The sequence below is a fragment of the Actinoplanes aureus genome, from assembly GCF_015704865.1.
GTDB classification, from domain to species: domain Bacteria; phylum Actinomycetota; class Actinomycetes; order Mycobacteriales; family Micromonosporaceae; genus Actinoplanes; species Actinoplanes aureus.
On sequence record NZ_JADQTO010000028.1, the window covers coordinates 83874 to 97122 of the forward strand.

General features: G+C 71.3%; 13 protein-coding genes. 7 read left to right on the forward strand and 6 right to left on the reverse strand.

What is annotated here, in order from left to right:
- Positions 1 to 9: 9 nt before the first annotated feature.
- Complete coding sequence (locus tag I4J89_RS39720) at positions 10 to 1191, reverse strand: serpin family protein (protein ID WP_196419364.1); 1182 nt, start codon at positions 1189 to 1191, stop codon at positions 10 to 12.
- Between the two features lie 88 nt (positions 1192 to 1279).
- Between I4J89_RS39720 and I4J89_RS39725 the strand changes: the two genes are divergently transcribed.
- Both I4J89_RS39725 and I4J89_RS39730 read left to right on the forward strand, forming a co-directional pair.
- A complete protein-coding gene (locus I4J89_RS39725) occupies positions 1280 to 1540 on the forward strand; it encodes a hypothetical protein (protein ID WP_196419365.1) in 261 nt (86 codons plus the stop codon).
- 163 nt (positions 1541 to 1703) lie between these two features.
- On the forward strand, positions 1704 to 2687 hold the full coding sequence (locus I4J89_RS39730) for an ABC transporter substrate-binding protein (protein ID WP_196419366.1): 984 nt from the start codon (positions 1704 to 1706) through the stop codon (positions 2685 to 2687).
- Here the strand turns inward: I4J89_RS39730 and I4J89_RS39735 are convergent.
- Genes I4J89_RS39735 through I4J89_RS39745 form a run of 3 tightly spaced genes read right to left on the reverse strand, consistent with a single transcriptional unit; the run spans position 2684 to position 5515 of the window.
- Positions 2684 to 3445, reverse strand: coding sequence for a pseudouridine synthase (locus tag I4J89_RS39735; RefSeq protein ID WP_196419367.1), 762 nt, complete (start codon positions 3443 to 3445; stop codon positions 2684 to 2686). The genes I4J89_RS39730 and I4J89_RS39735 overlap by 4 nt on opposite strands.
- The gene (gene scpB, locus I4J89_RS39740; RefSeq protein WP_196419368.1) at positions 3414 to 4475 is read right to left on the reverse strand and encodes an SMC-Scp complex subunit ScpB; all 1062 of its coding nucleotides are present in this window, start codon (positions 4473 to 4475) and stop codon (positions 3414 to 3416) included. The genes I4J89_RS39735 and scpB overlap by 32 nt, the downstream gene beginning before the upstream one ends.
- The gene (locus tag I4J89_RS39745; protein WP_196419403.1) at positions 4472 to 5515 is read right to left on the reverse strand and encodes a segregation and condensation protein A; all 1044 of its coding nucleotides are present in this window, start codon (positions 5513 to 5515) and stop codon (positions 4472 to 4474) included. Before I4J89_RS39745 ends, scpB begins: the two co-directional genes overlap by 4 nt.
- 85 nt (positions 5516 to 5600) lie before the next feature.
- Here I4J89_RS39745 and I4J89_RS39750 point away from each other — a divergent pair, with 85 nt between their 5' ends.
- On the forward strand, positions 5601 to 6119 hold the full coding sequence (locus I4J89_RS39750) for a GNAT family N-acetyltransferase (RefSeq protein WP_196419369.1): 519 nt from the start codon (positions 5601 to 5603) through the stop codon (positions 6117 to 6119).
- A 37-nt stretch (positions 6120 to 6156) separates the two neighbouring features.
- Here the strand turns inward: I4J89_RS39750 and I4J89_RS39755 are convergent, their stop codons facing one another.
- Positions 6157 to 6357: a hypothetical protein gene (locus I4J89_RS39755; protein WP_196419370.1), complete on the reverse strand. Its 201-nt coding sequence runs from the start codon at positions 6355 to 6357 to the stop codon at positions 6157 to 6159.
- A gap of 179 nt (positions 6358 to 6536) precedes the next feature.
- Here I4J89_RS39755 and I4J89_RS39760 point away from each other — a divergent pair, with 179 nt between their 5' ends.
- The 3 genes from I4J89_RS39760 (at position 6537) to I4J89_RS39770 (ending at position 9186) form a co-directional block, all read left to right on the forward strand.
- Entirely contained in the window at positions 6537 to 6803 is a 267-nt protein-coding gene (locus tag I4J89_RS39760) for an acylphosphatase (protein ID WP_196419371.1), read from the forward strand.
- Positions 6804 to 6869: 66 nt separating this feature from the next.
- Positions 6870 to 8195 carry a hypothetical protein gene (locus I4J89_RS39765; RefSeq protein WP_196419372.1) on the forward strand — a complete coding sequence of 442 codons (1326 nt, stop codon included), beginning with the start codon at positions 6870 to 6872 and terminating at the stop codon, positions 8193 to 8195.
- Positions 8196 to 8220: 25 nt separating this feature from the next.
- Entirely contained in the window at positions 8221 to 9186 is a 966-nt protein-coding gene (locus I4J89_RS39770) for a GlxA family transcriptional regulator (protein WP_196419373.1), read from the forward strand.
- 90 nt (positions 9187 to 9276) lie between these two features.
- Here I4J89_RS39770 and I4J89_RS39775 read toward each other — a convergent pair whose 3' ends face one another.
- Positions 9277 to 12387: a P-loop NTPase gene (locus tag I4J89_RS39775; protein WP_196419374.1), complete on the reverse strand. Its 3111-nt coding sequence runs from the start codon at positions 12385 to 12387 to the stop codon at positions 9277 to 9279.
- Between the two features lie 114 nt (positions 12388 to 12501).
- On the opposite strand from I4J89_RS39775, the gene I4J89_RS39780 reads away from it, so the two are divergent.
- Positions 12502 to 13236: a class I SAM-dependent DNA methyltransferase gene (locus I4J89_RS39780; RefSeq protein WP_196419375.1), complete on the forward strand. Its 735-nt coding sequence runs from the start codon at positions 12502 to 12504 to the stop codon at positions 13234 to 13236.
- The last annotated feature ends 13 nt before the right edge of the window (positions 13237 to 13249 follow it).

Genomic DNA, 13249 nt, shown 5'->3' on the forward strand with positions numbered 1-13249 from the left:
TCGCCCGGCTCAGCCGGCCGCCTCGTCCTCCGGCTCGGTGACCCAGGCGGAGAAGACCGGCACCCCGTGCCACGGGCCGGGCTGGTCGGTGACCGCGACCACCGCATACGGATGGGCGAACCGCAGCTCGGCGAACCGCACCGGCCGCTCCTCCGGCATCGACGTCAGCGTGGCGAACCCGGTGACCGCGGCCGCCTCGAACCCGTACCGGCCGAACCGGGCCGTCGCCGCCTGCTTCGCCTCGAAGTCGCAGTGGAAGCCGACCAGCTGCTCCAGCACTCGGGTGGCCGCTCCGAAACCGAGCTCCGGCGCGGACAGGTCGTGGTCGCTGGTGGCCGACCAGGCCGGCAACACCGCGCTGACCTGTTCGGCGTCGTGCATCGCCGCGGTCTTCTCCCGGATGCTCCACAGCTGACCGTCGCCGAGCGGCAGGTCGAACAGCGAGGTCCGCTCGGCCGCCGGCCCACCGGTGACGGCGTCCCGGCCGATCTCGTACGCCGCGGCGATCACCCGATCCGGCGGCACGTCCCCGGCCGCCGCCACCGACACCACCCGCACCTGCGCCCCCGACTCGGCATCGGTGGCCGGAGCGGCGTGCACGATCACCTCACCGGCGTGCCGCGACGTCGCCACGAACGCCCGGTGCCCGAAGCGCGGAGTACGCAGCACCCGGGTGAGCCGCGACGCCCAGGGCCCGCCCAGCGTCTCGGCCGGCCCGACCTCGAACGGGGTGTCCCAGCTCAGCCTGGTCGCCAGCGCGCTGGCCAGCAGCAGCACCACCTGCGGCGTCAGCTCGATGGGGAACCTGTCGATCAGGCCGAAGGTGTGCTCGCGCGCCCACCGGTCCAGCGCGGCCTGATCCGGTAACGGGCCGACCTCGGTGGCCGCCGGCAGCCCGGCCCGCCAGCCCTCCAGCCGCCGCGGATCGACGCGACCCTCCGCATGCCAGACCGCGGTGGCCGCTGCGACCAGTGGATGCGGCTTCGTCAGCAGCGCGGACGCCACCGATGCCGCCTCGGCGGGCCGCACACCGAGCACTTCGGCCAGTTCGTCACCGGCGGGCTCGGCGGACGCGGTCAGCGCCAGCAGCAGCCACGCCCCCAGCGGGGAGGCCACGTGATGCCGGGCACCCGCGGTCGTGTGAAGCCGCTGCGCGTAGCGGCCCAGGGCCGGAATCCACTCGTCGGTCATGCCGGCCAAAGCTATCCACGATCGCCACGCCCGTCCAACCCAGGTGACGCCACGATTCAAGGAGCCGGTCGCGGGTACGGTTCCGGGCGTGATCGTTTTCTGCCCGGAGTGCGGTGCGCCAGGCGTACCTCTGATGTTCGGTCTGCCCGTGCCGGAGGCACGCGAGGCCGCCGAGGAGGGTGAGCTGGCGCTGGGCGGCTGTGTCGTCTCCGCTGATCCGCCGAATTGGCAGTGCCCCCGGCGGCATCGCTGGCGCGACGCCGACGAACAGGCCTGGGAGGAGCGGCTCCAGTCGGTTCTGGAGGCACACGGCTACCGCGAGTCCGGCCCATTATTGCCGGACGTATGAAAAATCCCGTCATTGTCCGGTCTTGCCGATAACTGCCCGCATAGCGGCCCTAGGTGAGAATGCACCGCAAATACATCGACCGGATTGATAGTCGATCACCTCGTTGTTATCGTTCACACCGCTCAGCGACAATCCCGTAACGCGCTCGCATGGGAGTCCGGCAATGCACAGACGTTCCTTCGTGCTGCTCAGCGCGGCCGGCCTCGGCTCGATGCTCACCGGGTGCGGCGACGACGACGAGGGCTTCGATATCAAGAACGCGCCCACCGGGCCGATCGTTCTCGGCTTCTCGCAGGTCGGCTCGGAAAGCGGATGGCGCCTGGCCAACACGAAATCAATTCAGAAGGCTGCCGAGTATCGCGACATCCAGCTGAGGTTCGACAACGCCGAGGGCGACCAGGAACGGCAGATCGCGGCCCTTCAGTCGTACATCGACGCCCGGGTCAGCGTCATCGCCTTCTCGCCGGTGGTCGAGTCCGGCTGGGACGGCGTGCTCGGGCGGGCCCGGGACGCCGGGATCCCGGTGGTGCTCACCGACCGGCTCATCGACTCCAAGGACGAGTCGCTCTACGTCTGCTCGATCGGGGCGGAGTTCGTCTCCGAGGGCAACCTCGCCGCCCTCTACCTGGGGCACGACTACGTCGCGGCGAAACGTCCGATCAAGGTCGTGGAGATCCTCGGCACACCGGACTCCACCCCCACGAAGCAACGCTCGGAGGGCTTCGCCGCCACCGCCGCCAAGGAGAAGAAACTCCAGGTCGTCGACCAGGAGACCGGCAACTGGAGCAAGGCGGGCGGTGCGGCGGCCATGCGCAAGCTGCTCCGCCGCAACCCCGACCTGGACGCCGTGTTCGCCCAGAACGACGAGATGGGACTCGGCGCCGTCCCGGTGCTGGAGGAGGCCGGCCGGGAACCGGGCAACAAGACGCGCATCGTCACCGTGGACGCCACGAAGGCAGGCCTGCAGGGACTGGTCGACGGCAAGCTGAACTACGTCGTCGAGTGCAGCCCGGTCATCGGCAACCTGCTGATGGACGTGGTCGTCGACCTCTTCCACGGCGGCTCGGTGAACAAGCGCATCGCCTCGGAGAAGGCGGTCTTCAACAAGCAGTCCGCCGCCGACGCGCTGCCCGACCGCCCGTATTAGTCGCCGTCGCCGACGGCCTTGAACAGGGCGGCGACCTCGGCGTTGGACAGGTGCCGGAAGCCACCCGGGCGCAGGTCGCCGAGCCGGATCGGGCCCACCGCCGTACGGATCAGCCGGGTCACCGGGTGCCCGACCGCGTCCATCATCCGCCGCACGATGTGCTTGCGGCCCTCGTGCAGGACGATCTCCACCTGCGCGGTCTTGCCGATCGCGTCGACCAGCCGGAAGCTGTCCACCTTCGCCGGGCCGTCCTCCAGCACGACGCCGGCCTGCAGGGCGCGGCCCACGCTGCGCGGCAGCGGGCCGACCACCTCGGCCAGGTAGGTCTTGGAGATCTCGTAGGACGGGTGCATCAGCTTGTGCGCCAGCCCGCCGTCGTTGGTGAACAGCAGCAGGCCCTCGGACTCGGCGTCGAGCCGGCCGACGTGGAACAGCCGCTGCTCGAAGTTCGCCCCGAGGAAGTCGGCGAGCTCGGTGCGGCCCTTCTCGTCGTCGAGGCTGGAGACGACGCCGCGCGGCTTGTTCAACGCGACGTAGACCAGCTTGGTGTTGGTGATCACCCGCTGCCCGTCGACGTGAATCTCCGCGGTGGCGGGGTCGACCTTGTCGCCGAGCCGGGCGACCCGGCCGTTGACGGTGACACGCCGCCGGAAGATCAGATCTTCGCAGGCGCGCCGGGATCCAACACCGGCCGCCGCCAGGACTTTCTGGAGGCGTTCGGCGGTGTCAGCCTGAGGCATCGAGTACTTCTTCCACATCGTCGGGCAGGAACGGAGCGAGCGGCGGCAACTGGTCGACCGAGTTGAGGCCGAGCTTCTCGAGGAACAGGGTCGTCGTCCGGTACAGGTATGCCCCGGTTTCCGGCTCCGTGCCGCACTCCTCGATCAGGCCGCGAGTGACCAGCGTACGCATCACTCCGTCACAGTTCACACCGCGGATGGCCGAGATGCGCGAGCGGGTCACCGGTTGCTTGTAAGCGACTACCGACAGTGTCTCCAGCGCGGCCTGGGTCAGCCGCACCGACTGCCCGTCCAGCACGAAGCGTTCCACGTACGCGGCGTACTCCGGCCGGGTGTAGAGCCGCCAGCCGCCGGCCGCGCGCCGCAGGTCGATGCCGTGACCGGCCGCGGTGTAGCGCGCCGAGATGTTCTCCAGCGTGCGCGCCACGCGCTCCACCGGCTCCTCCATCACCTGGGCGAGCTGAAGCTCGCCCACCGGCTCATCAACCACCAGCATGATCGATTCCAGGGCCGCCGCCAGCTCGGCGTCATCAAGAACCGCGGTGGTACGCGCGAAACCGTCCCCAACCGCATCCAGGTCGTCCCGCTCCCCCCGGGCCTGGGCAGGCACGGTGCGCTGGGCAGGGGCCGGCGCCGAAACGCCGGTGGGTTCCGCCGCACCGGCCTCGCCGGTGTGCACCGGCGCGTCCACCGGGAACGCCTCGCCCTCCTCGCCGTCCTCGTCCTCGCCGTCCTCGTTCTCGGCGTCCTCGACCGACTCGGGCAGCGGCAGTTCCGGCTCCGGCTCGACGTCGGTCGGCTCCGGCTCCTCCTCGTCGTCGTCCTCGGGCATCTCGTGCGGTGCGTCGATCGCCACGATCGGCGCCACGTCGTGACCCCGCTCACCGGCGCCCTCGCCCGGTTCCACGTCCGGCTCGTCGGTTCCGGTCTCCGCTTCGGCCTCGGCCTCCGCCTGGTACTCCCGGTCCGGTTCGCGGTGGCGTTCCCACGGCGGCACCCAAGCGGCCGCCTGCGCCGCCAGCGAATCGGGACGCTGCTCGCTGCTCACGTTGTCTCCTCCACCGCCGACGATCCACCGGCCGGACCGTCACCCACGCCAAGATCACCATCGGACCGGGGCGCGTCAAGCTCAGCCGGGATAGTTTCGTCCGAACCGGTGGCCTTTGCGGCATCATCGGCGCCGTCCGGAGCCGGTTTGCTGCCCTCGTAGTCGTCGATGTCCAGTTCATCGCCCGCGTCGTCGCCGCCGATCCAGCGAACGGTCAGCTCGTCCAGCGACACCGGCTGCTCGAATTCGATCAGCCCCTCGCGGTAGAGCTCCAGCAGCGCCAGGAACCGGGCCACCACTTCCAGGGTGTTCTCGCAGTCGGCGACCAGCAGGCTGAAGGTGGCCACCCCGGCCCGGTGGAGCCGATCGCGCAGCAGGGTGGCGTGCTCGCGGACGCTGACGCGTACCTGATGGATGTGGGCGATCGAGACCTGCGGCGGGCCCGGCTTGGGCAGGAACTGCTTGAGCGCGAACTTCAGCAGGCGCTCCGGGCCGATGCCCAGGACCAGTTCGGGGAGCGCTTCGGCGTACCTCGGCTCCAGCGAGACCATCCGCGGCCAGCGACGCGCCCCGGCGGCCTCGAGCTCCGCGATGTGCGCGGCCGCCTCCTTGTAGGCCTTGTACTGCAGCAGCCGGGCGAACAGCAGGTCGCGCGCCTCCAGCAGGGCGAGGTCCTCCTCGTCCTCGACCTCGGCGGCGGGCAGCAGCCGGGCCGCCTTGAGGTCGAGCAGGGTCGCGGCGACCAGCAGGAACTCGCTGGCCTCGCCGAGGTCCCAGTCGTCGCCCATGGCCCGGATGTACGCGATGAAGTCATCGGTGACCTGGTGCAGCGCCACCTCGGTGACGTCCAGCTTGTGCTTGCCGATCAGCTGGAGCAGCAGGTCGAACGGGCCGGTGAAGTTGTCCAGCCGCACGGTGAACCCGCCGGAGTCGACCTCCGCCGGGACGATCTCGGCGGCGTCATCGGGCCCCGGCGGCTCGACGACCGCACCGGATGGCGACTGGGCAGGCTCTTCAGGCACGTGCCGACCGTAGACCATGCCGGTCACAAGCTGATCCTGGCTCACGCAGTCAGTAACGTCGCAACCCGTGACCGGTTGCTGCCGGCCCGGTTACGCTGCCGCGATGCGGTCACTGATCTCTCCACGCCTCCTGCTGCGCGAGTGGGAGGAAAAGGACGCCGACTTCATTCTCGACATGTACTCCCGCCAGGAGGTCTTCCGCTTCCTGGGCTCGAACCCACAAGCGGTACGCGATCACGACGGGGCGCTGGCGAAACTGGCCCGCTGGCGCGACCGTCAGGACGAGCGGCACGCGGTCTGGGCCATCCAGGACCGGCGCAGCGGGCGCCTGCTCGGCACCGCGTTACTGGTCCGGCTGATGGCCTCCGGCGATCCGATGGAGCCGGCCGATGAGACCGAGATCGGCTGGCACCTGCACCCGGACGCCTGGGGCAACGGTTACGCCACCGAGGCGGCGAACGCGGTGCTGGCGTACGCGGCCCGGATGGGTCTGCCAACGGTGCTCGCGGTCAGCTACCCGGAGAACACGGCCTCGCAGGCGGTCTGCCGCCGCCTGGGGATGCGCCATCTGGGCCAGACCGATCGGTACTACAACCTGACCTGCGAACTCTTCACCACGTAGCAGTCGGGCCGCCGCCTTCCGACGGCGGCCCGATGCGTCACTTCTTCTTCGAGTCCTTCTTGGACTTCGGAGCCTTGACCTTCGCGCTCTTGTCGCTCTTGGCCTTCGCCTCGACCTTGGCGGCCTTGTCCTTGGCCTTGACCTTGTCCTTGGCCTTGACCGTGGACTTGGCGGCCTTGACCTTCACGTCGTCCTTGGCCTTCGCGGCCTTGACCTTCACGTCGTCTTTCTTCGCCATACGGGCCTCCCTCCGATCGACACCGCGCGACCGAGCGGCCCGCGCTCCGTGACTGTAAACGTGATCAACAAACCCCGGGTTTGCGTGGCGGAATTGAGATGTTCACCATTCGTTTTTTCGCCTCATCTGGCACAGTTGACGCACCGCTGTCGGCTCATCAGGCGGCATAAGGTTGGTCGGTGATCCGTAAGCGAGTCCTGGTCACCGGCGTGGTGCAGGGCGTCTTCTTCCGCGACACCTGCCGCCGCGTCGCCGGGCAGCAGGGCGTCACCGGCTGGGTGCGCAACCTACCGGACGGCCGCGTCGAGGCCGTGTTCCAGGGCGCTCCGGAGAGCGTCGAGCGCCTCGTCACGTGGTGCCGCACCGGTCCGCCGGACGCTCAGGTCACCGCCGTCGACGTGCACGACGAACCACCCGAGCGAGCGGACCGCTTCGAACTCCACTGACCGGGGGCTTTCGCGGCTTGCGGCAACCGTCCACGGTGAAGGGTGCGCCCTGCCCGAGGAGGAGACATGCCGAACTACGACGCGGTGATCGGCATCGACGAAGCGGCCCTCAACGAGGTCATCCTGTCGGTGTACGAAGCCACCCACGACCTGCTGCTCACCGGAAGCCTGCCGATCGCTCTCCCGGCGCTGTCGGTGACCCGCATCGACTACGACCTGGCCACCGCACCGACGGTCACCCTGGCACCGTCGGCCGACGTACGCGAATGGCACCGGGCACTGCTCGACCAGCTCGCCGGCGGCAATGCCGAGCAGGTCGCCGCCACCGCGTCGCGGGCCTCGTTCGAGCTGGTGGTGCCCCGGGTGGATCTGACGTTCCACTTCAGCGACGGCGACCCCACCCGGTTCGAGGCCTCGCTGCACGCCGGCCTCCAGATGATCGTCGAGTCCGGCGGGGTGCTCACCCCCGACCTGGTGACGCTCCGGGTCGAGGTGCCCGGCAACCCGGCGATGACCCAGATCGTCAACCGCGGCGTGGTGCCCGAGCTGACCCGGCTCATCGAGCAGACGTTCCTGCGCCCGCTGCGCATCCCGCCGCTCGGCCTCGGCTCACTGCAGGTCGCGCCGCCGGCCGTCGCGACCGGCGAGGGCCGGCTGCTCGCCACCACGACCCTGCTCCCGGAGCAGCCCGGCACGGCCCCGCTCGCCGGTGCCTGGCCGGAGCGCAAGGCGTTCGTAGCGGTCCGGGCGCCGCTGCTCAACCGGCTGCTCGACAACGCGGCGGCGGCGTACCCGGTGACCGGCGACTGGTCGACCCAGATCCGGCTCCTCCCGGTCGACGTCACCGTCACCGCCGAGTACACGGCCCGGTTCTCCCACTTCTCGCTGGACGTGGTGCCCGGTCAGAACGGCCGGCTGCACGGGTCCGCCCGCATCGACGTCGACCTGCACCTGTGGGCGAAACCGGTGGGCTGGTCCTTCGACGGCACCGCCACCGCCCACCCGACCGTACGGGTCACCGCCTCGGTCAACGCGGCCGGCGAAGTGGTGATCAAGCTGGACCGGGTCGAGGCGGTGACCTTCGACTTCGACATCAACGGCGTACCGGCGTTCCTGGACAACCTGCTGCGCATCGTGGTGAACGCCCTGGCCCCGGTGATCACCGCAGCGGTCGAGGGGCAGATCGCCAAACTGCCGCCGCAGCCGGTCACCCGCATCCCCGACTTCCGGATCCCGCTGGAGGAGGCGACCGTGGTCGTGGCCCTCCAGGACGTCCAGATCAGCACCCTGTCCACACCTGACGACAAGGTCTGCCTGGCCACCACGGGCGGTGCCACGGTACGGCTGGAACTGCACACCGCCGGCCGGCTGTCCACGCACATTCCGTCTTGATACCCCCCGGGGGTAATATGGCGCGATGGACGAACGACTATTCCTGATCGTCGGATACGACGGGGCGGAACTGCTCGACATCGCCTGCGTCACCTCGGCCCTGCACATCGCCAACCGGATCGGCGCCACCCCGCCGTACCGGACGGTTCTCGCCACCCTCGGCCAGGCGGCCCTGAGCTGCGACTCCGGTCTGCGGCTGGAGGCACAGGCGGTGCTCGAACGGGTCAACGAGCCACTCGACACGCTGCTCGTCGCGGGTGGGCTCGGGCATGAGCGGGCGGCCGGCAACCCGTACCTGGTCAGCCATGTCCGTCGCCTGGCACCGCTGGCCCGCCGGGTCGCCGCGGTCTGCACCGGTGCCACCGTCCTCGCCGAAGCCGGCCTGCTCACCGAGCGGCGCGCCACGACCCACTGGATGTACGCGGACCGCCTCGCCGAGCGCTATCCCAAGGTGCTGGTCGACCCGGACCCGATCTACATCCGGGACGGCTGCGTCAGCACCTCCGGCGGCGTCACCAGCGCTCTGGACCTCACCCTCGCCTTCATCGAGGAGGACAACGGGCCCGCCATGGCCCGCGGCGTCGCCCTCGGCACCGTCGCCTATCTGCAACGGCCCGGCGGGCAGTCACAGATCAGCATGTTCCTGGCCCGGCGCAGCAGCGACGACTTCGTGGTACGGCGTACCACCGACCACATCGCCGCCCACCTCAGCGGCGACCTGACCACCGGCACGCTGGCCCGCCGGGCCGGAGTCAGCGAGCGGCACCTGTCCCGGTTGTTCCTCACCTACGTGCACCAGACCCCCGCGCAGTACGTGCGCCGGGCCCGTACCGAGGCCGCCGCCCACCTGCTGACCAACACCGAGCTGCCGCTGTCCGCGGTGGCCCGGCGGTGCGGGTTCGGCTCGACCGAGTCGCTGCGGCAGGCGTTCCTCGACCGGTACGACGTACCGCCGTCCCGCTACCGCACCGCCGCGGCCCTGGGATCCTAGAGCGGTGATCTTGCTTGGCCCAACCTCAACGCTGTCTCAACGGCCGCCAGACAGCACCCACGTTGGGCCGGACAGGACCCCTCTCTAGATCTAGACGGCGCCGGACAACGGTCCGACGTTGAGCTCGACAGAGAGCCGATCGACGGTGGGCGCTGCCGGGTCCGGTTCCGGTCTCTCCGGCCGCTCCGGCTGTTCCGGCTGTTCCGGCTGTTCCGGCTGTGCCGGTTCCGGCTCTGGCTGCTCCGGCTCCGGCTGCTCCGGCTCCGGCTCTGGGTGCTCCGGCTGTGGCTCTGGCTGTTCCGGCTCTGGCTCTGGCTGTTCCGGCTCTGGCTCTGGCTGCTGGGGTTCCGGCTGCTCCGTTTTCGGTGGGGCCACTTGCGGCTGGGCGACCGGCAGGTCGGCAGTGCCCGGTCGGTAAGCCGAGCCGGGCACGGCCATCCGCTCGTGGATTTCCGGCAGGCCGGTCAGCGTGGGGATGGCGGTCGGCGCCGGCCGACCGGGCGGTGTGCGCGTCACCGTCACCACCTTCGGGCGGGGCGTCGGCGTCACGGCCGGCTGCTCCGGCCGGACCTGCGGCCTCGGCGCCGTGGTCCGGGCCGGTCGCGCCATCCGAGTGTCGGGCGCTGCCCGTTTCGCAGCGCCGGCCGGAGTCCGCTTCGGAGTCGCGGCCGGGGTGCGGTTCCGAGCCGGCGATGTCCTGCTCGGACCCGGGGACGGGACCGAGGCCGGCTCACCGATCCCGCCCGGTGCCACCGGTGGCACGGCGACCACGCCGCCCTGGACCGGGGCCACGCCCGGCTGTCCCGCGTCGCTCTCCGAGATGGCCAGCAGCACCGGCGAGGCAAGCGCGGCCACCGCCAGCACGGCTCCGACGCCCCGCGTCGCATCGGGATACCGCCGGACGATCCGCACCGCGGGCCCGGCACCCGGCGCCCGCGCCACCAGGCCCACCGTCGCCCTGACGCCGTCCGCCGCCCGGCCGAGCACCGCCGCACACACAGCCCGCCCGTCTACGGCCGCATCCCCGGCCCGCCCATGAACAGCCGCGCTCGCCGCGCGCCCGACGGTCGCGCCCGACGCCCGTCCGCCAACGGCCCCGACCACGGCCTGTCCCGCATCGACCGCAGCCGGTGCCCGCCGGGGGACTGGCGTGTCCGCGGCGCGCCGTTTTCGCGTACCCCGCAGTCGTAGCCTGCCGAAAGTGCCGCCCACCGCGCCGATTGTGTCGGAAAGCGACTGCCGCCACTGCCGGCCGCGCGCCGCCTCGCCGTCATAGATGGCGTCCAAGGCCGCGTGCAGCGGCTCCGCGGACGCCTCGTCCACCAGCGCGGCCGCGCACCAGGCCGGGACCGCCAGGCGCTTCGGATATCGGCGCACCAGCGAGTTGATCGCCCAGGCCACGGTCGCTATGACCGTCTCGTCGCGGCGGAGACCGGCGGAGACCGGCGCGCCGGCCCGGGCCAGCACGGTCAGCAGCTCGCGCGCCTGGCGTTCGGTGAGGATCGGCACGAGCCGGTCCAGCATTCGCGGGTGGAGCGCCAGCTCGGCGCCGATCAGATGTTCGTGCAGCGGGTCGGGGCGCAGGGCGGCGCACTGCCAGCCCGGCTCGCCGTAGAGGTCGGTCAGCCACTCGGCCGTGGCGTGCTTGACCGCGGGCGGCTGGTCGTCCAGCAGCGGTACCCGGTCCAGCAGATCCAGGAGCCGCTCCCCGGGCTGGCGCCGGACCGTGCAGAGCGTGGCCACCGCCACCGTCTGGCGCAGCGCGGTGCCGGTCAGATCGTCCAGCCCGTACGTCGCCCGGGCCCGCCGCAACCAGTGCCGCGTCTCGTGCTCCACCAGGATCGCGGTGGCGTCCGGACCGGAGACCGGCTGGACCGCGTTCAGCAGCCGCGCCATCGCTTCCATGTGAACGGCGAGCACGTTGCCGTAGCGGTCGTCGTCCAGCAACGGCGTCTCGATCGCGGCCCGGAGCTCGAGCCGGTCGCCGAACGCGACCAGGGCCCGCCGGAACGCGGCCGCACGCTGATCCACGTCGTCGAGCGGCCCCAGTTTCTCGGTGACCGCGTCGAGGTCGTCACCGGACCAGGTCCGCGGCAGCAGCGCCGCGAACGCGTCGCTCGCCAGCGCCAGCTCGTGCAGCCAGGTCCCACCGGTACGCGCCACCAGCAACAACCGGACCCGCTGCCGCTCCGGCAGCTCGGCGACGAGAAGCTCCAGCCGGTCGCGCTGCTTCTCGGCCTCGTCGACCACGAGCAGCAGGGGTTCGCGGACGTGCCGCAGCCGCTCGAACAACCCGGCCGGCGCGTCCTCGCGGAGGTCCACGACCAGCCAACCGGCCCGACCGGCGTCTCGGGCGAACTTTCGGGCCAGCCGGGTCTTGCCCTGCCCGCCGGGGCCGGTCAGCACCCGTACGCCCGCCGCCGTCTCCCCGCCCAGCCATCGGCGCAGCCGGTCCAGCACCTCCCGGCGACCGTGGAACGGCACCACCTCGGACTCGGCGCGCAGCAGTCCGGCCGGGCTGACCCGGACCGGCAGCGGACGGCGCTGGAGGCCGGCGAGTTCCGCCGGTTCCACCAGCGGCCGGCCGGCGGCGCCACACACCGCGGTCACGAACCCCGGATCGGCGAGAAGCGCCTCGCTGCGGACCGCGGTGAGCCGGCGGCTCCCCGACTCGGGTGGGTCCTCGACGACCAGCCCGACCAGCAGGCCCTCGGAGAAGAGGCCGGCGCCGGCCATGCCCTTCCACGTCGACCGGTCGCCCGGCGGCCGCGGCCACGAACCGACCCGCAGTTCGATCCGGGCGGGCTGTTCGAGGGCGTTGAGCGTCCCCACCGCGTGCGCCCAGTCACCGTCGGCGTAGCGGGCGCCCGGGAAGCCGGCCGCCTCCGCCGGGATCCCGGACGGCCCGGTGACGAACCGGCCCCACCGCGGTTCCGGCAGCGTGGGCGGGACCCAGTCGCCGTCGGCGATGTGCAGGACGGCCGCGTCCAGCTCCTCCGAACGCCACCGCACCTCGCACGGATGGCAGGTGCCCGCGTCGACCTCCGGGATCCGCACCAGCACGTCGCCGGTGGGCAGCACATGGTTCGCGGTCAGCACCAGACGATCGGTGAGCAGCAGGCCCGAGCCGCTGGCGTACGGCCGCGGCCCGGCACCCGGGTCGCAGATGTAGATCTCGCAGACGCGCCGGTCGGGTATCACGTCAGACCGCCCCCTGGCTTGCCGGTAAGAACTCATACGACAACTCCGGACAGTCCGGACAGAGGCGCGCGTGTCCGGTAGCCGACAACCCCGGCTCCCGGTAGACATGGACACATGTCGCTCTTGGACGACCCCGGACTTTTCGGCCGCCAGTGGGCGGCTCGCTACGACCACGGCCTTCCCGACCCGGCCCCGGCGGTCGAGTTCCTGGCCGGACTGGCCGACGGCGGCCCGGTCCTGGAGCTGGCGATCGGCAGTGGCCGGGTGGCGCTGCCGCTCGCCGAGCGCGGCATCCCGGTCGAGGGCATCGAGGCCGCACCCGAGATGGTGGAGCTGCTGCGGGCCAAGCCGGGCGGCGCGGACTTGCCGGTCACCATCGGTGACATGGCAGACGTGGCGGTCGACGGCCGCTACCCGCTGGTCTACCTGGTCTTCAACACCCTGTTCAACCTGACCGTCCCCGGCCGGCAGGAGGACTGCTTCCGCAACGTGGCCCGGGTCCTCGCACCCGGCGGCGCCTTCGTCATCGAGGCGTTCGTACCCGATCCGGCCCAGTTCGACCGCGACGAGCAGCAGATACAGGTCTGGTCGGTGACCGAGGAGGCGGTCACCGTACGCCTGCACCGGTACGACCGGGCGGCACAGAGCTTCCTCCGCCAGACGGTCACGTTCAGCAACGACGGGGTCAAGCTCCAGCCGTTCGGGATGCGCTACCAGTGGCCGGAGCAGATCGACGCCTTCGCCGCCGACGCCGGGCTCTACCTGGAGGCGCGCTACGCCGGCTGGGCGGGCGAGGAATTCCGGCCGGACAGCGCATCGCACATCTCGGTCTACCGAAGCTCGGAGTGAATCCAGCCGATCG

Bases quoted from the DNA above. Each gene is read 5' to 3' on its own strand.
- I4J89_RS39720 (WP_196419364.1), bottom strand. From the start codon at position 1,191: ATGACCGACGAGTGGATTCCGGCCCTGGGCCGCTACGCGCAGCGGCTT.
- I4J89_RS39730 (WP_196419366.1), top strand. From the start codon at position 1,704: ATGCACAGACGTTCCTTCGTGCTGCTCAGCGCGGCCGGCCTCGGCTCG.
- I4J89_RS39735 (WP_196419367.1), bottom strand. From the start codon at position 3,445: ATGTGGAAGAAGTACTCGATGCCTCAGGCTGACACCGCCGAACGCCTC.
- I4J89_RS39745 (WP_196419403.1), bottom strand. From the start codon at position 5,515: ATGGTCTACGGTCGGCACGTGCCTGAAGAGCCTGCCCAGTCGCCATCC.
- I4J89_RS39750 (WP_196419369.1), top strand. From the start codon at position 5,601: ATGCGGTCACTGATCTCTCCACGCCTCCTGCTGCGCGAGTGGGAGGAA.
- I4J89_RS39755 (WP_196419370.1), bottom strand. From the start codon at position 6,357: ATGGCGAAGAAAGACGACGTGAAGGTCAAGGCCGCGAAGGCCAAGGAC.
- I4J89_RS39765 (WP_196419372.1), top strand. From the start codon at position 6,870: ATGCCGAACTACGACGCGGTGATCGGCATCGACGAAGCGGCCCTCAAC.
- I4J89_RS39770 (WP_196419373.1), top strand. From the start codon at position 8,221: ATGGACGAACGACTATTCCTGATCGTCGGATACGACGGGGCGGAACTG.
- I4J89_RS39780 (WP_196419375.1), top strand. From the start codon at position 12,502: ATGTCGCTCTTGGACGACCCCGGACTTTTCGGCCGCCAGTGGGCGGCT.